Source organism: Desulfonauticus sp. (assembly GCF_055126295.1).
Genome location: NZ_JBSRHE010000011.1, coordinates 1 through 24,375, shown reverse-complemented (window position 1 = coordinate 24,375; position 24,375 = coordinate 1). Strand labels below are relative to the sequence as shown.

Below are 24,375 nucleotides of genomic sequence, written 5' to 3'. Positions count from 1 at the left end.
ATGAAAAAACAGTTTGTTCTGTGCCTGTTAATCTTTACAATTTTCTCTTCTTATTCTTTTGCTATGGAGACAGTTGATAGGATAGTAGCAACTGTGGATGGAGAAATAATAACTTTATTTGATTTAAATAATAGGATTAAGCCTTTTTTAGAAAATTTTAAAGGCAAGCAGCTAACAGATAAAGATAAAATAGCTATTTATGAGTTAAAGAAGAAAATTTTGAATGATATGATTAACGACATTTTAATAAAAAAATTTGCATCTAAGTATGAAATAGAAATTTCTAAACTAGAAGTAGAAAATTATATTAACGAGTTGAGAAAAAAAAGTGGATTATCCATGGAAGAATTTAAAAAGGAACTTAAAAAAGAAGGTATTACCTATGAGCAATTTTATAAAAAAGTAGAATTTAATATGCTAAAACATAGAGTTTTGGGAGCTATGGTTAAAAGAAAAGTAGTTGTTACTGACAAAGAAATAGAAGACTACTATAATAAGCATAAAAATAAGTATAAAGAAGAAGAAACAGTACATTTAAGAGCTTTAGTATCTGCTACAGAAAAAGAGGCTAAAGAAGTATATGAAAAGATTTTAAATAATCAAATCTCTTTTCTTGAAGCTGTGCAAAAATATTCTGTTGGTCCAAACATAACTGAAGGAGGAGATCTGGGAGAAGTAGCTTGGAGCAACTTAAACGAGGACTGGAAAGAATTTGTAGTTAATTTAAAAGAGGGAGAAATAAGTAGACCTTTTTATTTTAATAAAAAGTGGATTATTTTACAGTTAGTAAGTAAAAAAAGCGGAAGTACTAAAAGTTTAGAAAAAGTAAAAGCAGAGATTAGAGAAAAAATATATGAAAAGAAATTTGAAGAAATATATTCTTCTTTTATAAATGACCTTAGGAAAAAGGCTGTAATAGAAGTAAACCTTTAACAGGAAGGCTTGGGGATATGACTTTAAAAGAAATAGGTCAAATACTACAAGAAGCAAGACAAAGTAAAAATTTGGACTTAAAGGATATCCATGATAATATTAAAGTAAGTATTTATATTTTAAAGGCTATAGAAGAAGGAAATGAAAATATTTTACCTCACCCTGTATATACAAAAAGCTTTATCCAGTCCTATGCCAGATTTTTAGGCCTAGATTGGAAAAAAATAGGTGAGGAGTATGCCTCTATTTATGAACTAAATAATAAAATAGAAGATATTGATAGTCTGCCCACTACAGTAAAACAGGAACGTAAAAATTTTTGGCTAATAGCAATTATTGTTTTAATTTTATTATTCATTTTAGTATTGGGAATAAAAAGTTTGATAAAGAATAGTTCAGATAAAGAAATAGAACAATCATCTTTATCACAACAAGAAACTTTGAGTCAAAACACTAATGTAGTTAAAGGAAGTAATATTGTTAGCAAAAATAATTCCATACAAGAATTAAAAAGGGAAGATAATAAAGATAATAATGAAAAAGAAGAAAAAAATATTATAGCTCAAAATAAAAATAATACTTCAGTTAATTCTTCTATTGTACTTCCTAAATTAGAAGATAATAATAGTTCTCTTATTTCTCCCAAACATTCTTTAGAGATAATTTCTACAGACAAATGCTGGGTATTGGCAAAAGTGGATGATGAAAACAGAGAAGTATTTTTATATCCAGGTGAAAAGATAGTTTTAAATTATAATTCCTTTTTAGAAGTAAAATTAGGTAATGCTGGTGGAGTAAAATTAATCTTGGATGGGAAAGAGTATCCCTTAGAGGCAGAAGCAGGGCAAGTTAAAACTTTAAAATTTACTGCTGAATAGCACCACTTTATGGATTATATAGAAAATTTTATTATTTTAAAAAAGGGAAAGTTTAGAGAATATGATTTATGGTTAAAAGTATTTTCACCTAATAAAGGTTTGCAGACATACTTTGCTTTTGGAGGATTGAAAAGCAAACGTAGATTTTGTGGTTGCTTGGATATTTTAAATATACTTTGTGGTAAAATAGAAAACAAAAAAAAAGGGTATTATATATTACAAGAAGCTAGCTTAATAGAAAATTTTTCTTTAATTAAACAAGATAAAAAAAAAATAGGGGTTGTTGTTAATAGTTTAAATTTTTTAGAAAAAATAAGAATTTCTCAAGAAGAGTTTAAGCAAGTATATCTGTTTTTAAAAGATTTTTTATATTCTATTGAAGAAACAGAAGATATAAGTTTTTTTCCTTTACTTTTCAAAACTTGTTTAATATTTAATCTTGGCTATTTGCCTCTCTTTGATAGTTGTCTTAAATGCAAAAGAAATATTATGTGGGAAAAAGAGACTTTTTTTTCTTTTAAAGATGGTGGATTTTTTTGTATGTATTGTAAAAAAGATAATTTTATTAGAGTGCCCATTGCAACCTTAAAAACACTTAAAACTATAGCTTTTTCTACTCCTAAAGACTGGATAAAGTGGAATTTAGATGTAAATTTAAAACATACCTGTTATGAAATAGTAAATAATTTTTCCCAATATCATTTACAACTAGCAATTTAACTTAGTAGGAGAGTTAGTATGAATTTTCAGAAAGTTATTTTGACTTTACAAAAATACTGGTCTGATACAGGGTGTTTAATTCAACAACCCTATGATGTGGAAGTTGGAGCAGGTACATTTAATCCAGCTACTTTTTTACGTGTTATAGGTCCAGAACCCTGGAGAGTAGCTTATGTGGAGCCTTCTAGAAGACCTACTGATGGTCGCTATGGTGAAAATCCCAACAGACTACAACATTATTATCAATTTCAGGTTATTTTAAAACCCTCTCCCAAAGATGTGATAGATTTATATTTAAACAGCCTCAAAGCTTTAGGAATAGATCCCAGCGAACATGACATTCGTTTTGTAGAAGATGACTGGGAATCTCCCACTTTAGGAGCCTGGGGGTTAGGCTGGGAGGTATGGTTAGACGGTATGGAAATAACCCAGTTTACCTATTTTCAGCAGGTAGGAGGAATAGATTTAGATCCAATTAGTGTAGAAATCACCTATGGCCTGGAAAGAATATCCATGTATTTACAAGAAAAAGAGTCGGTATATGAGCTTAAATGGAATGATAAAGTTACTTATGGCGATGTACATTTACAGGGAGAGATAGAACATTCTCGCTACAATTTTGAATACAGTAATGTAGATATGCTTTTTAGTTTTTTTGATGCCTGTGAAAAAGAGTGTTTGAATTTATGTGAGAATAATTTACTTTGGCCAGCTTATGATTATTGCTTAAAATGTTCCCATTTGTTTAACCTTTTAGAAGCCAGAGGAGCTATTTCTATTACAGAAAGAACTACCTTTATTGCTAGAGTAAGAAAACTTGCTTCTAAAATAGCTAGATTATATGCCAAACAAAGAGAAGATTTGGGTTATCCTTTGTTAAATAAGTAGGAGGTTATAATGGCTCATTTTATTTTAGAAATTGGAATAGAAGAAATGCCTGCTCGTTTTTTAAATTCATTACAGCAGGAAATAATAGATTTGTTTAATAAAAATTTAAAAGAAAAAAAGATAAATTTCTCTTCTGTACAGTCTTATGCTTCTCCCAGACGTATAATTGTAGAAATTGAGGATTTAGCCCTTGTTCAAGACAAGGAAGTGGTGGAAATTATTGGTCCTCCTCTAAAAATTGCCAAAACCACAGAAGGAGGGCTAACCAAAGCTGGAGAAGGTTTTGCAAAGTCTCAAGGAGTTAGACCTGAAGATTTGTATGAAGTGGATACGCCCAGAGGTAAATATATTGCTGTAAAAAAAGAAACAGGGGGAGAAAAGACCTCTCAAATTTTAAGCCAGATCTGTCCTCAAATTATCTCTTCCCTTTCTTTTCCTAAAAAAATGCGCTGGGCAGACAGTTTTACCTTTGGCCGTCCTATTCGCTGGTTGTTGGCCCTATTAGAAAAGGAAATAATTTCTTTTGAGTTAGCAGATTTACAAAGTAGTAACCTTACTTTTGGACACAGGGTAATGGGCAGTGGACCTTTTACAGTGGAAAGCTCCAGAAAATTTAAAGAAATCTTACAACAACAGGGAAAAGTAATTTTTGATGCTCAGGAACGAGTTAAAATTATCCAAGAGCAAGCCAACAAATTGGCTGCTCAGGTAGGTGGCTCTATTGTCTGGAAAGATAGCTTACTGGAAGAGGTGAGTTTTTTAACTGAATATCCCAAACCTGTCTTGGGAAAATTTGAAGATAAGTTTTTGGACTTACCTGAAGAAGTACTATTAACCAGTATGGAAACCCATCAAAAAAGCTTTGGAGTAAAAGATAAAAAAGGGAAATTATTACCTTATTTTTTGACAGTAATAAACCTGGAACCTAAAAATCTATCCATAGTACAAAAGGGCTGGGAAAGGGTTCTCAAAGCCAGATTAGAAGATGCCAAGTTTTTTTGGCAGGTAGATTTAAAGAGTTCTTTTTCTATTTGGCTAGAAAAATTAAATAAAGTTACCTTCTTAGAACCATTGGGGTATATGGGAGATAAAGTTAAAAGATTGGAAAGGTTAGCTAGCTGGATAGGAGAAAAGCTTATCCCTGAAAATAAAGAAGATTTGAAAAGAGCAGCCCTTTTATGCAAATGTGATTTGGTTTCAGAAATGGTAGGGGAGTTTCCTGAATTAGAAGGCATTATGGGAGGTATATATGCTCGTAAAAAAGGAGAAAAGGAATTTGTAGCAACATCCATTTATGAACATTACCTACCCAAAGGACAAAAAGGACTACCTTCAAGTAAAGGCGGAGCCCTTTTAAGCCTTATAGACAAAATGGATAATTTGGTAGGATGTTTTGGATTAAAGATTATACCTACAGGTGCCTCTGACCCCTATGGACTTAGAAGGGCAGCTCTGGGAATAATCCAGTTGATTTTACATTTTCAGTTAAGGATTTCTCTTACAGAGTTAATGGAAGAAGTCTATAGACAATATCAGGAGCAAGGCATAAAGTTCAAAGTTTCCCAAAAAGAACTTTTTGCTTCCTTGGAAGAATTTCTAGGGCAAAGGTTAAAATATTTCTGGCAGGATAAGGGCTATGCCACCAGAATAGTAGAAGCTACCTTAGGTGCTGGTTTTGATGATATTTATAATGCTTTTTTACGACTTGAGGCCTTAAAAGAATTTTCCCAGGAAGAATATTTTGAACCAGCAGTGCTTACCTTTAAAAGAGTGGCCAACATCATTCAAAAACAGGCAGGTACAGATGAATTCTTCTCTGAAATAAAAGAAGAATTTTTACAGGAAAAAGAGGAAAAAGAACTATTTTCCAAAATCAAAACCATAGGGACTGACTTAGACGAGGCTTTAAGTAAGGAAAATTATAAGTATATCTTTGGTTTATTGTTAGAAATTAAACCTTTTATTGATAGTTTTTTTGATAAGGTTATGGTAATGGTAGAAGACGAAAATCTACGAAAAAATCGCTTGACCCTTTTGCAATATCTTACTAATAGGCTGAGGGTTGTGGCTGATTTTGCAGCCCTGCAGGTATAATTTATTGGTTAAGCCAGCAAAAAAGGTTAATAAAAATTTAATAAAACTAGAGAAAATTTAAGGAGGGTGTAAACTTGGCTAATCACAAGTCTGCAATCAAGAGGCACAGACAGAGTCTTAAAAGAAGAGCTAGAAACAAGGCTGTGAAGACTAGGGTAAAAAATGTTATAAAAGAAGTTCGCTTAGTTGTTGCTGAAAATAACAAAGAGCAGGCAGAGCAGATCTTACGCACTGCAACTTCTGTAATTGATAAAGCTGCCAAAAAAGGGGTTCTTCATTGGAAGAATGCTGCTCGCAAGGTTTCTAAGCTACGCAAATTAGTGAATAGCTTGGGCTAAGCTCAAATTTTAATAAATTGTTTTTAAGCCTATCCTTAAGCAAAATAAGGATAGGCTTTTTTATTTGCTTTTAACTGTAGAAAAGGTTAAGAATTAGCAACAGAAGATTAAACCAGCCCATCTAAAAATATTGAAATTAAAGATGAAAAAAAAGTTTTTTTCTCCCTTTGCCTTACCTGTTTACTTCTTTGCCTTAACCATTTTGCTGGGTACAGTCTTACTTCATCAGCCCTTTAGCCTAAAGGGTACATCCATATCCTGGCTGGATGCTTTATTTACAGCTACCTCTGCTACCTGTGTAACAGGTCTAATTGTAGTGGATACAGGGTCTTTTTTTTCTCCCATTGGTCAAAGTATTATTCTGGTACTTATCCAGCTTGGCGGTTTAGGTATTATGAGTTATACCAGTTTGGTATTTTATCTCTGGAGAAAAAAAATTTCTATTACTGATAGAATTGCTGTAGGACAGTCTCTCTTACACGATCCCACTTTCCACTTAGGCTCTTTTTTAATAAAAATGTTAAATTTTACTTTAGCTATTGAATTTAGTGGGGCTTTTATTTTGTATCTTTTAGAACCTACAAAGTTTACTCCTTTTTCTGCCTTATTTCATTCAATTTCTGCTTTTTGTAATGCTGGATTTTCTTTATTTTCTTCTAGTTTGATGGAATATAGTTCCAATATACCTATAAATTTAGTGTTTATGATTTTAATTATTTTGGGTGGATTGGGTTTTGCTGTAATTTTAGAACTATACGAAAAGAGAATAAAAAAAGTAAATTTAAAAAAAGATAAGCTAAGCTGGCATACTAATACAGTCTTAGAAACAACATTTTGGTTAATAGTAGTTGGTTCAATTCTAATTTTTATAGCTGAGTTCTTTGCCCACTCAGACTCTAATTTTGATTTTACGAAAGGAATAATTAGCTCTATTTTTCAATCCATTACGTGTAGAACCGCTGGATTTAATAGCGTTGATATCAGTAAAATGACCAATTTATCTTTATTTATTATGATTTTTCTTATGTTTATTGGTGGTTCTCCTGGATCTTGTGCTGGGGGTATTAAAACCACGACTTTTCGTACTTTAATTGCTTTTGGTTGGTCTAATCTTATTGGCAGAAAACAATGTGTAATTGGCAAATACGCCCTGGAAGAAAAAAGTTTAAATAAGGCTTTAACCTTAATTATTTTTGCTTTATCTATTGTTTTTTTAGCTACTGCTATTTTACTTGCCACTGAAGGGGGAGATATGCCCCATCACTTAAGTAAGGGAAGGTTTATAGAAATTCTCTTTGAAGTGGTTTCAGCTTTTGGTACTGTAGGACTCTCCACCGGACTTACGCCTAATTTAACTCCTTTTGGAAAAAGTATAATCATTTTACTTATGTTTATAGGTAGGTTAGGTCCTATTTTGTTTTTAACTCTTTTGCAAAGCTGGCAAACCCAGGAGAGGTTTAAATGGCCAGAAAATAGTTTACTCATAGGTTAGGAGGAAAATAAGTGGCCAAGTTTGAAATAGGTGTTATTGGATTGGGAAAGTTTGGTTTTTATTTAGCCAAAGCCCTGGTAGGACTGGGGCATAATGTCGTAGGTCTGGACAATCGACCAGAACGTATCAAACGTGCTCAAGATGTATTAACTCAAGCCTATGAGGCTGATGCAACAGATAAAGACGCTCTTGCTCAACTTGGATTTGCTGAACTCAATCATGTTATTATTAGTGTTGGTCATTCTATGGAAGCAAGTATTTTAATCGCTTTATACTTAAAAGAATTGGGAGCGCCTGATATCTGGTGTAAAGCCATTAGTGATGACCATGAAAAGTTATTACTAAAAATAGGGGTAGACCATGTCATTTTCCCTGAACGCTTTGCTGCAGAGCAACTGGCTAGAAGTCTAGTAGTACCCGGGCTGATTGACTACTTACCCATGGGCAAGGCTATTTTACTTAAGGAAATAGTTATTGAAAACTGGGAAGGAAAAACTCTTAGAGATTTGGATTTAACCAATCAGTATGGCCTACAGGTTATTGCTATAAAACATAAAGGTGGAAAAGAATATACCTTTGTCCCTAGAGCTGATCAAAAGCTTAAAAAGGGAGATGTTTTAGCTATTGTAGGAAAAGAAGAAAATTTTGAAAAATTGAAACCCTAAATAAATTTTAAACCAGGTATCCCTGGTATTAAATTTAATTTCCAAAGATAGTGAGCATAAAGTAAAATACTTGCTTTATGCTCAGCAGTTAAATCGTAATCCATAGTCTGCCAATAATTAGCTATTTCTTGAGTAGAAAATCTAGAATTTATTTTTTTACTTAACTCTAAATAATTCTTTTTTATTTTTTGTTTATAAGAGATAAGCTTTTCCTTTAAGTCAAGAATGGTTTCTAATTTTTCTAAAGCCCTTTTACTCACTATCCAGAGGGCAAAAATAAAAGGCAAGCCAGTAAAAGAGTGCCATTCCTGGGCCAAGTCATAGATAAATAAATTTTTAGGAGAGTGTAAGTACAATTCAAAAGCCAGATCTCCTATTTCTAAAAAAGGACAATCTCCTTGCCAATCTTTCCCAGGTTCTTTAAATCTAAAATCTACTTCTGGTAATTGCCAATAAAAATTCCATAAAATTTTTAATAAATTTATGGAACTAGCAGAAGCTGAAGTTAACAATACTGTTTTTTGATTTTTATTTAAGTATTCTGACAAATTATCCAAAGGCACAGGAGAACAAAAAAGTACGCTTTTAACTTTTTCCAGGGCGCTGATACTTAAGTCCGGAAGTAAAAAATACTCTTCACTGTGTAATAAGTATTCAAAAGAAGAGGCTGGAGCCAGATCTATCTCTTGTTTTAAGAGTAGATCATTTAATTTAGCTGGATGATCTTCTATAAAATTAATATGATAAGGATGATTTTCTTTTTTTAAAAAATAAAAAAAAGGCCAGACATTAAGATAAGATATCTGGCCAATATTAATAGTATTCATATAGTAATAACCTTATCTGCTATTTCTAAACTAGTGATAATATCTAACATATTAGTGGTATCACCAACTTCTTTTTCTTCCAATAAGTTATAATAGTTTAAACATGTTCCACAAACTAAAATTGAAACTCCTTTTTCTTCTAATTCCTTTAGTTGAGAAAGAACTGGACTATCTTTTGTAGCTAATTTTACTCCACTATTTACCATAACTATACGCCATAGATTGCTCATTTCCTTTAAAGTGGAGATAAAATTTTTTATCAGTCCCTTTCCCAATTCTTCACTACCTTCTCCCAATCTATTCTTGGTTATAAAAATCAAAGTATTATCTGTATTTTGGGATACATCTAAAACATTCTTGCTTTCTTTTGCTTGTTTTACTCTTAATTTAATTTCATTATCCTGAACAGTTGTATCAATTACTTCATATCCTTGCTGGGCTAAAAAACGAGAAACGTTTTCCTGAGCTGCTTTATTGTCCACTATTACTATAAATTCCTTTTCCTGGCTTTGATTCAAAAACTCTTTTACTTTAAGCACTGGTTTAGGACAAGGTAAGCCTTGACATTCAATGGTTTTTATCTCCATAACTTACTCCTGTTTTTATGAGATAATAATATGAATAAACTAGACCTAATAACTTCCCTTTTACCCCCTCTGGTCAAAGTCTGGGGGAAGAGCCTTCGCTATCAACGAGTAGAGTATGATAATTACCTTTCCCTAAAAAAACAAGGGCAAAAAGTATTATTTTCCATTTGGCATGGGGAAATTTTCCCCCTTATCTATCTCCATCAGAAACAAAATATCATTGCCCTGGCCAGTCCAAGTAGAGATGGAGAGCTTATTGCCAGGGTGTTGAAAAAATTTGGTTTTTTATTAGCTCGAGGCTCCAGTAGTAAAACTGGAGTAAAAGCTTTAGTGTCTTTACTAAAGGAGTTTAAAAAAAATCCCAATGATATAGTCTTGACTGTAGATGGACCGAGAGGTCCTAGACATAAGATAAAAGAAGGAATATTTTATTTAGCTTATAAATTAAAATTACCCATAATACCTGTAAGAACAAGGTGTTCTTTAAAATATACTTTTAATTCCTGGGATAAATTTGAATTGCCACTTCCTTTTAGTTCTTGTATTGTGAAATATGGAAAACCCTTTTGGATAAGTTCTTTGTCTGATAAAGATATTTCAAATTATAAAAAAGAGTTAGAAGAATACATGGAAAATAAGATATGGAAAACCTAAGTGTAAATTTTATAAAATACATAGCTAAAAAAATAAGTACGGACTCTTATCAAATTTATGGGGAAAAAATAGGAATTTTGCTCTGGAACTTACTTTCTTCAAGAAGAAAATACGCTATAGAATCCATTATTAAGCATTTAAATTTTAACTATAATAAAGCCTTAAGTATAGCTAAAAAAAGTTTTATCCATACGGGAATCTCCTATTTTGAATCCTTAATGCTAGAAAATGTAGATTATAGATTTATAAAAGAAAAAGTAAAAATCAAAAATGAGGAAAACTTAGAAAAAATAAGTAAATCAAAGCGTCCTGCAGTAGTAGTAACAGGTCATTTAGGATCCTGGGAACTATTGTTAAAGGTGCTCAGATATTATTTACCAGAAAAAAAATCTCAAATAGTGGTAAAGTTTTCCAAAAATAAATTTTTAGCTAATCTAATTGGCGAGTTAAGAGAAAGTAAAAATATTGAAATTGTAGGACATAGATTGGTAACTCATAAAATCTTTCCTCAATTGAAAAGAGGAGGGCTTGCTGCTTTTTTAGTAGATCACAATTGTTTAAGAAAAGAAGCAATTTTTTTACCTTTCTTAAATGAAATTGCTGCAGTAAATATGGGACCTGCTTTAATTGCTTTGCGAACCAGAGCTTTGGTCTGGCCTACTTTTTTAGTTAGAAATAGAGAAGGATTTGAGTTTTACTTAGAAAATCCTCTGGATACTCAAAATCTTCAAGGAACTTTAAAAGATAAAGTAAAAGATATTGCCTCTTTTTATACTCAAGCAGTGGAGAAAAAGGTATATTCCTTTCCAGAACAGTGGTACTGGCTCCATCGAAGATGGAAAACCAGACCCTAGCTTTCTTCTGAAAACAAAGAGGCTATTAATTGGGCATCTTCAGCTTGAGCAGCAACCCCCAGTTCCTTGGCTTTATCAAAGCAAACAAATTTACCCTCTTTAAAAAGTATTTTACCAGCAGAAAGAACTTTGCTATAGGGAATTTGTTCTCTTAACTCGAGGTAATTAATTTTTTCCGGGAAAATAATAGGAGTAGGTTTTCCAGAAAAATCTTCAAAAATAATATATTTCATTTAAATCCTCCTTAAAGGGGAGTAAGTTATGCAGTTAAAAGAATATGGTAAATTTTTAGAGGTGGCAAGAGGAGAAAGGGAAGCTGATCTTATTTTAAGTAAGGCTAAAATAGTCAATGTTTTTACAGAGGAAATTTACTTAGAGGACGTAGTTATCTATAAGGATACTATCGTTGGTTTAGGAAAAGGCTACAAAGCCAAAGAAGTCTTAAATTTAGAAGGAAGATACTTACTTCCTGGCTTTCTGGAAAGTCATATCCATATAGAATCAACTTTTTTAAATCCTGCAGAGTTTGCAAAAGTGGTGGCCAGGTGGGGAACCTGTTGTGTGGTGTGCGATCCACATGAAATAGCCAATGTCCTGGGTAGAAAAGGGATTGAACTCTTTTTACAACTGACAGAAGATTTGCCTGTAGATATATTTTTTATGGCCCCTTCTTGCGTTCCAGCCAGTAATTTTGAAACTTCTGGCGCAGTACTTACCTCTGAAGATATAGACTACTTGTTTTCTCACCATGCGCACCGTTTTTTAGGCTTAGCCGAGGTCATGAATTATCCAGGAGCTTACTTAGGAGATTTGGAACTGTTAAAAAAAATTGAACTAGCCCAAAAAAGACATTTAGCGGTTGATGGACATGCTCCCTTACTCTCTGGAAAATTATTAAATGCTTATATCTTGGCTGGAGCTAAAAGCGATCATGAGTGTAGCTTATTGGAGGAAGCTAAAGAAAAATTAGGTAAAGGAATGCACATTTTTATCCGAGAAGGAAGTTCAGAAAAAAACCTGGAAAGCTTAATGCCTCTTATAAAAACTAATTCTGAACGCATCTCTTTAGTTACTGATGATAGACATGCAGATGAATTATATTATCATGGACATTTAAATTATAACTTAAAAAAATGTATTCAACTGGGAATAGATCCCGTTAAAGCTATCAAACTTGTTACCATAAATCCTGCCAGTTATTTTAAGCTGAATAAATATGGAGCAATTGCGCCTGGGTATAAAGCCAACCTGGTGGTAGTAAATGACTTACAGGAATTAGAAATAGAAAAGGTATTTTTAAAAGGAAAATCTCTAGAGAAACATAAATTTGATAAAAAAATAGATTTTCCGATTAAAAAATTAAACTTTTCTCCAATAACAGAAAAAGATTTTCATATTCCCAAAAAAGGAGATAAAATAAGAATAATTGAAATTATACCCAATCAAATAATTACCAATAGTAAGGAGGTATTACCTACAATAATTGATGATAGGGTGGTTTCTGATATAACTAGAGATATAGTAAAGATAGCAGTCATAGAAAGACACAAAAATACAGGAAATATTGGTCTGGGTTTTGTGCAAGGATTACAACTGGAAAAGGGAAGTTTAGCCAGCACTGTTGCCCATGACTCTCACAATTTAATTGTAGCTGGGGTAGATGATAAAGATATGGTTGTTGCTACTAATTTTTTAAGAGAGCAGGGAGGGGGACTGGCGGTAGTGGTCAATCAAAAAGTTTGTGCCTATCTAGCCTTACCTTTAGCTGGCCTTATGAGTTTAGATAGAGCAGAAGAGGTAGTAAAAAAAATAAGAGAAATAGATGTTGAAGTAAAAAAGATAAGTAGGTTAGGTAGCTTAGCTTTTATGTATCTTTCTTTTTTAGCCTTGCCTGTTATTCCTAAACTAAAAATAACAGATAAAGGACTTTTTGACGGAGAAAAGTTTTCTTTTACTTCTCTTTTTAACTCATAAGCAGGCGATTAAAAAAGAAACAGGATATTATTGTCTGGAGAACTTATCTTATCTTCTAAAAATTTGAGTCGTTCCTTAGCTGCTTCTTTTTGACTCTTACGCTCTGCTTGTTTTAACACTAGAGAATAAAGAGTTTTAGCCAAAGAATAGTTTTTATTCTTTTCACACAATTGCCCAGCTCGATAAAGAGCTGTAACTGCCCAAATATTTTCTTCTGGGTAACTATAAGCTAGCTCCAGATATTTCTTTAAAGCTTCCTGTTCCAAACCCTGCATTTGATAGGTTTCTGCCAACCAAAACAGGGTTTCAGCTTGCAAGGAAGTAGTAAGAGATTCTTTTTGGGCCAAAAGATTTATAAAGATATTTTCTGCTAAAGAAAGCTTGTTTAGTCTTTGGGCCAGTAATCCAAGTTTTAATTTTTTTTCCACTGAAAGCTGATTTGGAGCAAAGGATAAAAGTTTTAAATAGGTACTTAAGGCCTCTTCAGTTTGATTAAGCTCCATGAGTAAACCTGCTTTGGCTTTTAATAACTCCACTTTTGAATTCCAGTCCAGTTTATCAGGATCGATTTGTTGTAAATACTTCCAGGCAAGTGAATTATTTTTTTCAGAATGCACTTTTTTGGCTAAGAACAAAAAAGATTTTTGCCCCAAATAACTTTTGGGAAAAAGAAAGGAAAAATGATAACTGGTGGAAAAATCAAGAGATTTTTTTGCTGCTAATTGTTTATAAAAACCAATAGGCTCAAAGGGTAAAAATTGTTCTGCCCAGGGATAGGTTAAATTGGAAAGAGGATAGTTCATTATCTTTAACAAATAAATAATAAAATAAGGAGAATATTTATTATAATTGGTTAATTTTAAATCGCTAATTAAATCTAGTTTAAAAGCTATGCTGTCAAGTTTTAAGTTGTTTTTATCTTTAAAGTAAGTTGTATATATTTGAGCTGCTTCATTAAATCTTGAATTAAAAATAAGATAACAAAAATATATTTCATAGAGATTAATCTTAATTTTTTCATTTAAAAAGAAAGATTCCAATTGTTTTTTTATAAATTCCAGTCCTTCAGTTAAATTTTTAGTTTTAAGTTCTTTAATAAATATATTTAAATTTTCATTATCAAAATAATCTAGTTTTTGGGTATTAAAGGTATTTAAATCCTGGGAAAAAATATTGCTAAATAAATTCGTAGATACCTGCTTTGTTTCTTCCAGATTAAAACTTTCCCTTAAAAAAGTTCTTAATTTATTATTCTCTATGTTATTTAAAAAATGTTTTTCTAATTCATTAAATCCTAAGTAATTTGCTAAAATATAGTTTATGACCATTAATTCATCATTTTTACTTATATCTTGAGTAGCGTAGGCTTTATTATTAGTACTAGCTTCTTGCAATTCTTTAAACAGATAATTTTTAGGCCATATTTTCAATCCAAACTCAAGAAGATGAAAAAAATCTTTTTCTTTATCCTTATCTAAATTTGATTTCCATAAAGTATCTAGCAATACTACTTCAAATAATACTTCTAAATTTTTTTCTGTTGATAATATTTTTATCGCTTCTTTTAAAGGAAGAATTTTTATTAACTTAAGATAGGTATTAATGGAATCTAAATAATTATTTTGTGTTCTTAAAACCCTAGCCAGAGTTAAATATATATAGGCTTTATTTTCAGGTGAAAATTTTTCAATAATATTTTGATTGGTTGCAATTTCTTCTTTTATCTTTTCATATTCTTTTACCTTAAATAAGGAGTTTAAATAATATATGAAATAATTTTCGTTGTTTAAATCTTTATTATCTAAAGAATCCAAAAATAAATCATAAGCTCCAACTTCATAAAGCCAGACAGAAAAATCAGACTTTTTTGTTTTTACAGTTGAAGCCAAGACCAGATTACTAATAATAGAGAAAATAATTAAAAACAAAAATATTTTTTGTTTCACTCAGAAATCTCCTTTTATTTAAATATCTTGCTAAAAATAGTCCATAAAGTATCTTTAGCTTGATGTTTTGGTTTGTATTTTTCTAAATCAATTTTTCTCTCTTCAAAGACCTTTTTTATGTTTTGAACAAAATTAAAATTGTGTGCTAATAAAGTAGAAAAGCATTCTTTATCAATTACCAGGCAGAGAGTATCTTCTACAGCCAAAACATCAGCACTTCTGGGCTCTTCAGTTAGTAAGGCCATTTCTCCAAAAAAATCCCCTTGCCCTAAAACAGCAATAGTTTGCTTTTTATCAGTTTTTATTTCTACTTTTCCTTTAAGAATAAAATAAAGTTCAGTACTTCTATCTCCTTGTTGAAAAATAAAAGTATTCTGTGGATAAGTTCTTTGATCAGAAAGCAAAAGTAAATTTTCTATTTCCTGGCTGGAAAAATTGTTAAATAGGGTAGAGGAAGTAAGAATATTTATTATTTTAGAATCAAGAGGATAAGTTTTTTCTTTTTTTCTATCAAAAATAAGGTTTTGTTTAGGTAAGGGAAAAGAAATATTTTTTTGTTTAAAAGCATACCAGAGAGAAGAAAGGATTTTATCTTGAATCTGCCGATGTTTTTCAAAACGATCTATATAATAACCTATTCTATAGATCATTCTAAAATTATCATAATCTATTAAAAGCACTCTGGGCAGGGGATTTTTAGCTATTTCCGGGATTTGTTTTAAGATTTCTAAAATTGTGCTTTTTATCCTGACAGGTGAAATAGAAAAATTTATTCCCACATCTATATATCTATATATTCTAGAGATAGGTCTACTATAGTTTATTAGAGTATCTCTAGAGATACTATTGTTGGGAATGAAAATATAATCAAAGTTTATAGTTTGTATCTTAGTATATCTCCAGTTTATCTCTACAACCCTACCTTCTAAATTATTTACTTTAATCCATTCACCAATACTAAATGGTTTTTCTATTTGAATTAAAAGCCCAGAAATTAAACTGCCAATAGTATCTTGCATGGATAGTCCAACAACACCAGTGATAATAGCAGAAGAAGTTAAGATAGAAGATAGATTTATATTGAGTACTTCACGTAAAAAAATTATAAAAAATATAATAAAAGTAGATATAATTATTAAGTCAAAATATATAAAGTTGATATTTTTATTTTTTATTTTAGGTAAGTAATAATTTTGATAAAATCCTTTTAGAAAATGTTTTAAAAGCATCCATAAAGAAATGAGATTAAGGGTAAGGGCAACTTTATTTTGAAAAATGGCCTTTAGATTATTTATTCCTAAAATAAGGTTAAAAACAAGAAGAAACAAAAGCCATTTTAAAAAGGAAAAGGTATTGCCTTGTTGGCGAGATCTAAAAATAAGTCTCCAAATCAGGCTTAGAACCAGATAAATAAGGAAACTTAAAATTAAAAGTTCACCTGATTTAGAAAAAGAAATATTTATACCTTTTAAAAATTCCTTCATCCTGAGATTTGTCTTTAAACTCAAAGAAAACTAAGCGTCAAGACAAGTTTACCTTTTCAGATAAAATTCCTTTTCTTTGGCAGCTTATTTTTATTAAAGTTTACATAATTTACATTATGAGACAAAAATTTATATCAAAATAACCGCCTGAAATATAAGATAATTGATTGAGGGATATTTGCGGGGTATTATTTGAGGAATTAAATCTTCTAAAAAATAAAAATTATTTAAAGATATTATATAATTTTTTTATATTTTAGTTAAATAATTGTTCTTAACAGTTTGAATATTTTAAATATAATAAAATTTTTAGTAAGAAAAACCGTGAGGCCTCATGAGACCTCATTGGGTATTTGTCTGATGAATAAAGGGGTTTGACAAGGAAGAAGTATTTTTGAAATATTTTTATGTTGTGATTCTTTTCAATCCTCTAGATAACTTAAAGGAAAAACAGATGGCTTTTCAGTTTTAGAAAATTAAAACCGAACCTTAAAATACAAAATCAAAAAGCCACTCCTAAACAAGCTAGAGGCTAAGTTTAGGACCAGGGCTTAACTTGTTGCTGGTTAAGCCCTTACTTTTTATACAAGGAAAAATTGGGAAGACTGAAAAAAAAACTGAAAAAAAAGAAAATAATATGAAAATTAAAAGCTGATTTGAAAAATTATTCCTTTCCCTTTAATTGTTTTAAATACTGATCCCTACAATCATAGCTACAAAAACATTCAACCTTCTCCCCTACTTTCACCCGGATATCACTGTTTTTAGGCACATAAGCCCCGCAAATAGGGTCTTTTACCATTTCATCACTTATTTGCGAAGGTTGTCCTGCTGCTGCTTTTTCCTGGGCTTTTTTCTTTTTTCTATCATTACTAATGAGTTTGAATAAAATATAAATAGCTGCAATAGTTAAAAGAATTTTAAACATTTTTCCTCCTTAGTTAAACTTTTACTTTAATTTTTTATTGGTAAATTTTATCTCCAATTAACCTATAACTTAGTTTGTTGAGATAGGTATGGATGCTTTGGTTATTGATTTTAAGTTGAGGTGCTATCTCTTTTAAGGGAATTAAGACAAAAGCCCTTTTGAGCATTTGGGGATGAGGTATGGTTAATTTCGGGGAGTTAATTTTTTTACCCTCCCAGATTAAAATATCAATATCAATTATCCTTGGACCATACCTTTCCATTCGTTTTCTTCCCATCTGTTTTTCTATAGCTAAAAGTTGGTTTAAAAAAAATATTGGCTTTACACTGGAAAGAGAGTAAAATTTGATTATTTGATTGGCAAACCAGGGCTGGTCTTTTTTTTCTTGAGGCTCTGTATAATAAATGGAAGAAGTTTGAGCTTCTATTAAGTAGGGTAAAGAATTGAGGTTATTACGAGCAAGTTTTAAGTTGTGGATTAAATCACCTAAATTACTACCCAGACTAAGATACACAGCTTCATAACTAGCACACATGAAACTGAGTTTATAGCTTAACTTCAATAAGGGCAAGGATTTTCCAATGGACTTAAAAGTTTATTTAGAGGAATTTTTACATTATCTTTTGGCCGTAAAGGGACTGTCCAAACAAACAGTGGACTCCTACCGTTTGGATTTAGAAGATTTTTTATTTTTTTTAAAAAAAAATAAGCAAGGCTTTGCAGAAGAAGATTCTCTTTTTTTATACCTGCTTTATCTTCGGCAAAAAGGTTTAAAAAGTAAAAGCATAGCCAGACATTTATCTACTTTAAGGGGGTTTTTTAATTTTTTAGAAGAAAAACAAGTGGTTAAAAACAACCCCACTTCTTCTTTGGAAAATCCCAAAATTCCCAAATCACTTCCCAAAATTCTATCTCTAAAAGAAGTACAACAAATACTCCAGGCCCCTAACCCCTCTACTTTACTTGGATTTAGAGATAAAACCATGTTAGAAATAATGTACGCTGCAGGCCTTAGGGTTTCTGAGCTTATAAACCTTAAACCCCTTGACTTTGATCCTATGCAGGGAATTTTAAAAATTTTTGGTAAGGGCTCAAAAGAAAGATTGGTCCCTCTTTATTCCAAGGCTCAAGAATTACTAAATACCTATCTTCAGGAAAAGCGAAAACTCTTTAAACCCAAAGAAGATTACATTTTTTTAAATAGAAGTGGTAAGAGATTGACCAGACAAGGAATCTGGAAAATTATTAAAAAATATGCTCAGCAAGCTAATATAATTAAAGACATATCTCCCCATGTATTAAGACATTCCTTTGCTACCCATTTATTAGAAGGTGGAGCTGATTTGCGTACTGTGCAAATCTTACTTGGACACTCTGACATTACAGCTACAGAAATCTATACCCATGTAAATTCCAACCGAATAAAAAGTATTTACGAAAAATTACATCTAAGGAACAGTTAAAGTGGATAAAAAAATAGTAGCTGAAACAATAATCACTTGCCATGCCAATGCTGATTTTGATGCCATAGCATCTATGGTGGCTGCTAAAAAACTCTATCCCGAAGGAGTTTTAATTTTTCCTGGAAGTCAAGAAAAAAACATAAAAGATTTTTTTCTCGAATCTACAAGCTATTTGTATAACTTCAAACATTCTAATGATGTAGATATTGAAAAAGTAAAAAAAGTTATTTTGGTTGATACCAAACAGTACTCTAGAGTACCTCATATACACAAAATATTAAAAAATAAAAATATATCCATCCACATTTACGACCATCACCCAGACACAGAAGATGATTTATCTGCAGATAAAATTATATATAAAAAATGGGGCTCTACCACCACTATAATTATAGATATTTTGAAAAAGCAAAATATGGACATAACTCCAGATGAAGCTACTTTATTGGGTTTGGGCATTTACGAAGATACTGGCTCCTTTACTTTTAACTCCACTACAGAGCATGACTTTTTAGCTGCTGCCTGGCTTAAAAGCAAAGGAATGGACTTAAATGTTATTGCAGAGTTTATTAATAGAGATTTCACTTCTTCTCAGATAGAGATATTAAATACCCTTATTAAAAACTCATTTACTAAAAATATAAACTCTATTGACATAACTATAACTTACATATCTTTAGATGAATACTTAGGTGATTTTGCTTTTATAGTTCATAAATTCATGGAAATTGAAAATCTAAAAGTAGTTTTTGCCATAGCAAGAATGAATGATAGAATCCACTTAGTTGCCAGAAGTAGAATTCCAGAGGTAAATGTAGGTAAAGTATGCTCCTATTTTGGTGGAGGAGGTCATACCTATGCAGCCTCAGCTTCAATAAAAGATAGAACTTTAAATCAAGTAAAAGAAGAACTTTTAGCCATTTTATTTTCAATTATAAATAGCGAGTTAAAAGTAAAAAAATTAATGACTTCTCCAGCTATTGTTATAGAAAACAGAAAAAATTTAAGACAAGCTGCTGAACTTATGACTAAACTGGGATTAAAAGCCATTCCTGTAGTTAATGAAAAAAATGAATGTATAGGAATACTTGAACATCAGATAGCTGAAAAGGCAATTTTACATGGATTGGGAGAGTTAAATTTAGAAGACTATATGCAAAAAGATATATCTTGTGTAGATAAGGAAACCTCTTTATACACAGTTATAGACATTATTTTACGCCAAAGACAGAGATTAGTTCCTGTGGTAGATAAAAATAAAGAAGTTGTTGGGGTTTTTACTAGAACAGATTTAATCAACTTTCTGGTACAAGAGCCCTTAAAACTTCCGGAAAACCTTTTAAATAACCATCCCAAAGAAAAAAATATCCAGCGACTGTTAAAAGAAAAGCTGGATAAAAAGAGTTTAGAGTTGGTAATGCTAGCTGGCAAGGTGGCCAAACAACTCAACTTCCAGGTATATCTAGTAGGAGGTGTGGTTAGAGACCTTTTATTAAATGTTCCTGTAAAAGATTTAGATTTTGTGGTGGAAGGGGATGGAATAGCTTTTGCCCAGCATTTTGCCCAGATTATTGGAGGAAGGGTTAGAAGCCATAAAAAGTTTAAAACTGCTGTCATTATTTTAAATAATGAACAGAAAATAGATGTAGCTACGGCCAGGCTGGAATATTATGAATATCCTGCTGCCTTGCCCATTGTAGAACTTTCTTCTTTAAAAATGGACCTCTTTAGAAGAGACTTTACCATCAATACCCTGGCCATTCATCTTAATCCAGAAAATTTTGGAAAGCTCATTGATTTTTTTGGAGGACAAAGAGATTTAAAGGAAAAAACTATTCGAGTTATCCATTCTTTAAGTTTTGTTGAAGACCCTACCAGGATTTTAAGAGCTATTCGCTTTGAACAAAGATTCAACTTTAGAATAGGTAAACAAACAGAAAAATTAATAAAAAGCGCCTTAAAAATAAAAATATTTGATAAGTTATCAGGGACTAGAATCTTACACGAATTAAAACTTATTTTTCAAGAAGAAAAAGTAGTTCAATGTTTAAAAAGATTAAAGGAGTTAGAGATACTTACTGCTATTCATCCTAAATTGGATTTAAACCTAAAAAATATAAAAATAATTGAAGAGATAGAAAAGGTGCTACACTGGTACACTCTACTCTATTTAAAAGAAAAGGTTAGAAAAGATATATTATATCTTTTAGCTTTATTGTCAGATCTAAATTATGAAGATTGTAAATTGGTTATAAATAGGTTAAAATTATCTAAAAAAGAGACCAGAGTATTTTTTGAAATAAGAGAAAAATCAAAAAATTCCTATATAAATATAATTAGAAGTAGAGAAAAATTCTTAAAACTAAGTGAAATTTATTTTTTATTAGAAGATATTCCTTTGGAAGGTATAATTTATCTATTAGCTATCTTAAAAGATGAAAAGATAAGAGAAAACATCTCCTTATATATTTCCCAATATAGAAAACTAAAACTTTTTATCTCAGGAAAAGACTTAATAAATCTTGGCTTAAAACCAGGACCTAAATTTAATTTTATTTTTCAAAAGATTAAAAAGGCTTTTCTTGAAGGCAAAGCCAAAGATAGAGAAAGTCAATTAAAATTGGCTAAAGAAATTATAGCTACCTGGAAGTAAAAAAATGGTGGGCAATGCAGGATTCGAACCTGCGGCCTTCAGCTCCGGAGGCTGACGCTCTATCCACCTGAGCTAATTGCCCACCCAACCCAAAGACAGTTTTCTATGGACTTAAGAAAAGCTCTTGTCAAGGTTTAAAGAATCCCTTAGGCTAATAAACATGCTGAAAAAAAGAATTATTGTTGCTATCACTGGAGCCAGTGGGGTTATTTATGGTATCAGGCTCCTGGAAGAACTTTTCCTAAGAGATAAGGAAATAGAAGTACATGCTATTATCTCTGAAGTGGGAAAACAGGTCCTGGATTTAGAGGTCCCTAATTGGTCAAAAAGACTTCCCTCTTCTTTAAACATTTATGGAGAAAAGGAATTTACTGCTCCCATGGCTAGCGGGTCCTGGAAGCACGCAGGATTGGTTGTTGTCCCTTGCACCATGGCTACCTTGGGAGCCATTGCCAATGGAGTTGGGCACAACCTTATTCATAGGGCTGCGGATGTATGTTTAAAAGAAAAGCGCACCCTGATTCTGGTGCCCAGGGAAACGCCTTTAAATACCATTCACTTAGAAAATATGTTGAAATTAAAAAGGGCTGGAGCAATCATTTTACCACCCTGCCCTGGCTTTTATCATCAACCCCAACACTTAGAGGATTTAATCAACCAAATTGTAGGAAGAATTCTGGATCAATTGGGAATAGAACATAAACTTTTTCTTCCATGGGGAGAAACTAAAAAGGAGGTTTAAGGTATGAGCAATAAACTTATCTGGCATGGACACGCAAATTTTGAAATTATAACCCCTAACTTAAACATTTTAATTGACCCCTGGTTTGACGGTAATCCCAGTGCTAAAATCAGTTTTAAAGATTTAAAAAAGGTAGATTTGGTCTTGGTTACGCACGACCATGCAGACCATTTGGGGCAGGCAGTGGAAATCTGTAAACACTTTAACGCCTCTTTAGGAGCTATTGTAGAAGTAGCTGAAAAATGTCAACAAAAGGGAGTAAAACCAGAACAAATTTTAAATGGCATAGGTTTTAATATTGGAGGTACAGTAGAGTTTAAAGGGATAAAAATTACTATGACTCAAGCCTTTCATTCTGGAAGCAATACTTTACCTGTAGGCTTTATTTTAAGCTTAGAAAATGGTTACACCCTTTATCATGCAGGTGACACTGGTATTTTTAAATCCATGGAAGTGTGGGGAGAGCTCTATTCTTTGGACCTGGCCTTACTTCCCATAGGAGGAGTTTTTACCATGGACCCCAAACAAGCTGCCTATGCCTGTAAATTACTTAAGTGTAAAAAAGTAATTCCTATGCACTGGGGCTCTTTTCCTGTACTGGAGCAAAATATTGATAATTTTAAGCGATTTTTAAATGAATATGCTCCCTCTACTGCTTTAGTAGAGGCCAAAATAGAAGAAGAAGTAATTTTAGATTAAAAGTAAAAGCCCCTTTTAAAAGGGGCTTTTTTTAAGCAAAACAAATTTCTACAATTACTGGACCAAAAGCACTTTCAAAGGGTATGACCAAAATAGCCTTACTGGAAACATGGCTAATGGAATGATTTTTTCCAGTCACCACAGAAGGAATGCCTGCTTCAAAGGTCATACCTATTTCATCCATTCCCCTTCTGGCCTGGCCAGAAATCATGTTGGTAAACTCTCCTACTGCATCTACTACATCCTTGCTTATAGTGGAAAATTCTTCTCCCAGCATCTGACTAACAATACCTAAAACACTCTGCTCAGTAAAAGTTACAGACATACTTCCCTTGGACTTACCATCTGGGCTGGAAAAACCAATTATTCCACTCACGTCCCCGGAAGAAGTAGTATCCTTTTTTACATAGGGTTTTCCAGGCTTAACTTCTACCATAGCCATGGTAGAAAAGACATTACTTACTGCGTCTACTACCTTTTTAACTACCTGTTTGATTTTCTCTTCCATACTTAACTCCCTATTTACTGCTAAGACCAGACTCTCATAATAAAAAGGAGGTCAAAAATCTAGTTTATTTTTGGGAGGGCAATTTATTTATTTTAACTAGAAATTTAGAATTTCAAATGGTCCAATTGGGTATAAAAAGTTTCGGATGCTCAACGCCTTTCGGCATCAGAGATCAAATCAGTAGATAGTTTAAAGAAGTTGATTTGTTATTGTAGTAAGGTGCTCAACGCCTTTCGGCATCAGAGATCAAATCAGTAAACACCACCTGTTAATTTCTTTCAATTTTTCAAGTGCTCAACGCCTTTCGGCATCAGAGATCAAATCAGATATATCCCCATTGTGAACATAAGTTTTACCAACTTGTGCTCAACGCCTTTCGGCATCAGAGATCAAATCAGCGCCCATATCCTTTGCGTAATCTTTTGCCTTTGCGTGCTCAACGCCTTTCGGCATCAGAGATCAAATCAGATTGGGAGGCCACTGTTGAGGTGGATCGCAACGAGTGCTCAACGCCTTTCGGCATCAGAGATCAGCCTTTCGGCATCAGAGATCAAATCAGCTGCACTGTCCGAGGCTGGCACAGCATACCCACTTGGTGCTCAACGCCTTTCGGCATCAGAGATCAAATCAGGAATATTTGTTCTGCTGAATATAGCCACTAAGAAGTGCTCAACGCCTTTCGGCATCAGAGATCAAATCAGCCGAACTTCTATTAAAGTTAAACTTGAACCTCTCCAGTGCTCAACGCCTTTCGGCATCAGAGATCAAATCAGTAAAACCATCTTTTACACAAACCTTCTGACTTAAGTGCTCAACGCCTTTCGGCATCAGAGATCAAATCAGTAAAGAATACACCAAACTATCTTTATCTGTTATAAGTGCTCAACGCCTTTCGGCATCAGAGATCAAATCAGTTCATAAAAGTCCTGGAATACAAGCCCCTCTGTATGTGCTCAACGCCTTTCGGCATCAGAGATCAAATCAGTTGCCTCAGTTTTGTGCCTAGAAGTGCTACACTGGGTGCTCAACGCCTTTCGGCATCAGAGAT

23 protein-coding genes, 1 tRNA gene and 1 CRISPR repeat array are annotated in these 24,375 nt (G+C 32.2%); of the genes, 15 read left to right on the top strand and 9 right to left on the bottom strand.

Annotated elements, in window-relative coordinates:
• The 8 genes from ACTCIM_RS07765 (at position 1) to ACTCIM_RS07730 (ending at position 8,008) form a co-directional block, all read left to right on the top strand.
• Positions 1-933, top strand: coding sequence for a peptidyl-prolyl cis-trans isomerase (locus ACTCIM_RS07765; protein ID WP_472314868.1), 933 nt, complete (start codon positions 1-3; stop codon positions 931-933).
• A 17-nt stretch (positions 934-950) separates the two neighbouring features.
• On the top strand, positions 951-1,811 hold the full coding sequence (locus tag ACTCIM_RS07760; RefSeq protein WP_029969381.1) for a helix-turn-helix domain-containing protein: 861 nt from the start codon (positions 951-953) through the stop codon (positions 1,809-1,811).
• Between the two features lie 9 nt (positions 1,812-1,820).
• Entirely contained in the window at positions 1,821-2,531 is a 711-nt protein-coding gene (recO, locus tag ACTCIM_RS07755; RefSeq protein ID WP_464279804.1) for a DNA repair protein RecO, read from the top strand.
• Between the two features lie 18 nt (positions 2,532-2,549).
• Positions 2,550-3,419, top strand: coding sequence for a glycine--tRNA ligase subunit alpha (glyQ, locus tag ACTCIM_RS07750; RefSeq protein WP_464279803.1), 870 nt, complete (start codon positions 2,550-2,552; stop codon positions 3,417-3,419).
• Between the two features lie 9 nt (positions 3,420-3,428).
• On the top strand, positions 3,429-5,513 hold the full coding sequence (gene glyS / locus ACTCIM_RS07745) for a glycine--tRNA ligase subunit beta (RefSeq protein WP_472314866.1): 2,085 nt from the start codon (positions 3,429-3,431) through the stop codon (positions 5,511-5,513).
• Between the two features lie 74 nt (positions 5,514-5,587).
• The gene (gene rpsT, locus ACTCIM_RS07740; RefSeq protein ID WP_029969391.1) at positions 5,588-5,851 is read left to right on the top strand and encodes a 30S ribosomal protein S20; all 264 of its coding nucleotides are present in this window, start codon (positions 5,588-5,590) and stop codon (positions 5,849-5,851) included.
• Positions 5,852-5,993: 142 nt separating this feature from the next.
• Positions 5,994-7,343, top strand: coding sequence for a TrkH family potassium uptake protein (locus ACTCIM_RS07735; RefSeq protein ID WP_472314865.1), 1,350 nt, complete (start codon positions 5,994-5,996; stop codon positions 7,341-7,343).
• Between the two features lie 11 nt (positions 7,344-7,354).
• Positions 7,355-8,008, top strand: a complete 654-nt coding sequence (locus ACTCIM_RS07730) for a potassium channel family protein (protein WP_472314864.1) — start codon at positions 7,355-7,357, stop codon at positions 8,006-8,008.
• Here the strand turns inward: ACTCIM_RS07730 and ACTCIM_RS07725 are convergent.
• Both ACTCIM_RS07725 and yedF read right to left on the bottom strand, forming a co-directional pair.
• Positions 8,005-8,835, bottom strand: coding sequence for a menaquinone biosynthesis protein (locus tag ACTCIM_RS07725; RefSeq protein ID WP_464279801.1), 831 nt, complete (start codon positions 8,833-8,835; stop codon positions 8,005-8,007). The two genes, ACTCIM_RS07730 and ACTCIM_RS07725, sit on opposite strands and share 4 nt — an antisense overlap.
• Positions 8,832-9,422: a sulfurtransferase-like selenium metabolism protein YedF gene (gene yedF, locus ACTCIM_RS07720; protein WP_029969399.1), complete on the bottom strand. Its 591-nt coding sequence runs from the start codon at positions 9,420-9,422 to the stop codon at positions 8,832-8,834. The genes ACTCIM_RS07725 and yedF overlap by 4 nt, the downstream gene beginning before the upstream one ends.
• Before the next feature lie 30 nt (positions 9,423-9,452).
• On the opposite strand from yedF, the gene ACTCIM_RS07715 reads away from it, so the two are divergent.
• Together ACTCIM_RS07715 and ACTCIM_RS07710 are read left to right on the top strand one after the other, a co-directional pair.
• Positions 9,453-10,076: a lysophospholipid acyltransferase family protein gene (locus ACTCIM_RS07715; protein WP_464279800.1), complete on the top strand. Its 624-nt coding sequence runs from the start codon at positions 9,453-9,455 to the stop codon at positions 10,074-10,076.
• Positions 10,064-10,930: a lysophospholipid acyltransferase family protein gene (locus ACTCIM_RS07710; RefSeq protein ID WP_472314863.1), complete on the top strand. Its 867-nt coding sequence runs from the start codon at positions 10,064-10,066 to the stop codon at positions 10,928-10,930. Before ACTCIM_RS07715 ends, ACTCIM_RS07710 begins: the two co-directional genes overlap by 13 nt.
• Here the strand turns inward: ACTCIM_RS07710 and ACTCIM_RS07705 are convergent.
• Positions 10,927-11,163 carry a hypothetical protein gene (locus ACTCIM_RS07705; RefSeq protein WP_029969405.1) on the bottom strand — a complete coding sequence of 79 codons (237 nt, stop codon included), beginning with the start codon at positions 11,161-11,163 and terminating at the stop codon, positions 10,927-10,929. The genes ACTCIM_RS07710 and ACTCIM_RS07705 overlap by 4 nt on opposite strands.
• Positions 11,164-11,191: 28 nt before the next feature.
• On the opposite strand from ACTCIM_RS07705, the gene ade reads away from it, so the two are divergent.
• On the top strand, positions 11,192-12,904 hold the full coding sequence (gene ade, locus ACTCIM_RS07700; protein WP_472314862.1) for an adenine deaminase: 1,713 nt from the start codon (positions 11,192-11,194) through the stop codon (positions 12,902-12,904).
• Between the two features lie 8 nt (positions 12,905-12,912).
• Here ade and ACTCIM_RS07695 read toward each other — a convergent pair whose 3' ends face one another.
• The 4 genes from ACTCIM_RS07695 to folK form a co-directional block, all read right to left on the bottom strand.
• Positions 12,913-14,850 carry a tetratricopeptide repeat protein gene (locus ACTCIM_RS07695; protein WP_472314860.1) on the bottom strand — a complete coding sequence of 646 codons (1,938 nt, stop codon included), beginning with the start codon at positions 14,848-14,850 and terminating at the stop codon, positions 12,913-12,915.
• A gap of 14 nt (positions 14,851-14,864) precedes the next feature.
• Positions 14,865-16,334 carry a cyclic nucleotide-binding domain-containing protein gene (locus ACTCIM_RS07690; protein ID WP_472314859.1) on the bottom strand — a complete coding sequence of 490 codons (1,470 nt, stop codon included), beginning with the start codon at positions 16,332-16,334 and terminating at the stop codon, positions 14,865-14,867.
• A gap of 664 nt (positions 16,335-16,998) precedes the next feature.
• The gene (locus ACTCIM_RS07685) at positions 16,999-17,262 is read right to left on the bottom strand and encodes a transcriptional regulator (protein ID WP_472314857.1); all 264 of its coding nucleotides are present in this window, start codon (positions 17,260-17,262) and stop codon (positions 16,999-17,001) included.
• A 34-nt stretch (positions 17,263-17,296) separates the two neighbouring features.
• A complete protein-coding gene (gene folK / locus ACTCIM_RS07680; protein WP_472314856.1) occupies positions 17,297-17,833 on the bottom strand; it encodes a 2-amino-4-hydroxy-6-hydroxymethyldihydropteridine diphosphokinase in 537 nt (178 codons plus the stop codon).
• A gap of 10 nt (positions 17,834-17,843) precedes the next feature.
• Here folK and xerD point away from each other — a divergent pair, with 10 nt between their 5' ends.
• Positions 17,844-18,725 carry a site-specific tyrosine recombinase XerD gene (gene xerD, locus ACTCIM_RS07675; protein ID WP_472314854.1) on the top strand — a complete coding sequence of 294 codons (882 nt, stop codon included), beginning with the start codon at positions 17,844-17,846 and terminating at the stop codon, positions 18,723-18,725.
• 1 nt (position 18,726) lies between these two features.
• The gene (locus tag ACTCIM_RS07670) at positions 18,727-21,378 is read left to right on the top strand and encodes a CBS domain-containing protein (protein ID WP_472314853.1); all 2,652 of its coding nucleotides are present in this window, start codon (positions 18,727-18,729) and stop codon (positions 21,376-21,378) included.
• A gap of 5 nt (positions 21,379-21,383) precedes the next feature.
• Here ACTCIM_RS07670 and ACTCIM_RS07665 read toward each other — a convergent pair.
• A tRNA-Arg gene (locus tag ACTCIM_RS07665) sits at positions 21,384-21,460 on the bottom strand.
• A gap of 78 nt (positions 21,461-21,538) precedes the next feature.
• Between ACTCIM_RS07665 and ACTCIM_RS07660 the strand changes: the two genes are divergently transcribed.
• Positions 21,539-22,120 carry a UbiX family flavin prenyltransferase gene (locus ACTCIM_RS07660; RefSeq protein WP_472314851.1) on the top strand — a complete coding sequence of 194 codons (582 nt, stop codon included), beginning with the start codon at positions 21,539-21,541 and terminating at the stop codon, positions 22,118-22,120.
• Between the two features lie 3 nt (positions 22,121-22,123).
• The gene (locus ACTCIM_RS07655) at positions 22,124-22,819 is read left to right on the top strand and encodes a metal-dependent hydrolase (RefSeq protein ID WP_472314850.1); all 696 of its coding nucleotides are present in this window, start codon (positions 22,124-22,126) and stop codon (positions 22,817-22,819) included.
• A 31-nt stretch (positions 22,820-22,850) separates the two neighbouring features.
• Here the strand turns inward: ACTCIM_RS07655 and ACTCIM_RS07650 are convergent, their stop codons facing one another.
• Positions 22,851-23,327, bottom strand: a complete 477-nt coding sequence (locus ACTCIM_RS07650) for a chemotaxis protein CheX (protein WP_464279790.1) — start codon at positions 23,325-23,327, stop codon at positions 22,851-22,853.
• 145 nt (positions 23,328-23,472) lie between these two features.
• A CRISPR array of direct repeats spans positions 23,473-24,312; the repeat unit is 36 nt; unit sequence GTGCTCAACGCCTTTCGGCATCAGAGATCAAATCAG.
• Positions 24,313-24,375 lie beyond the last annotated feature (63 nt).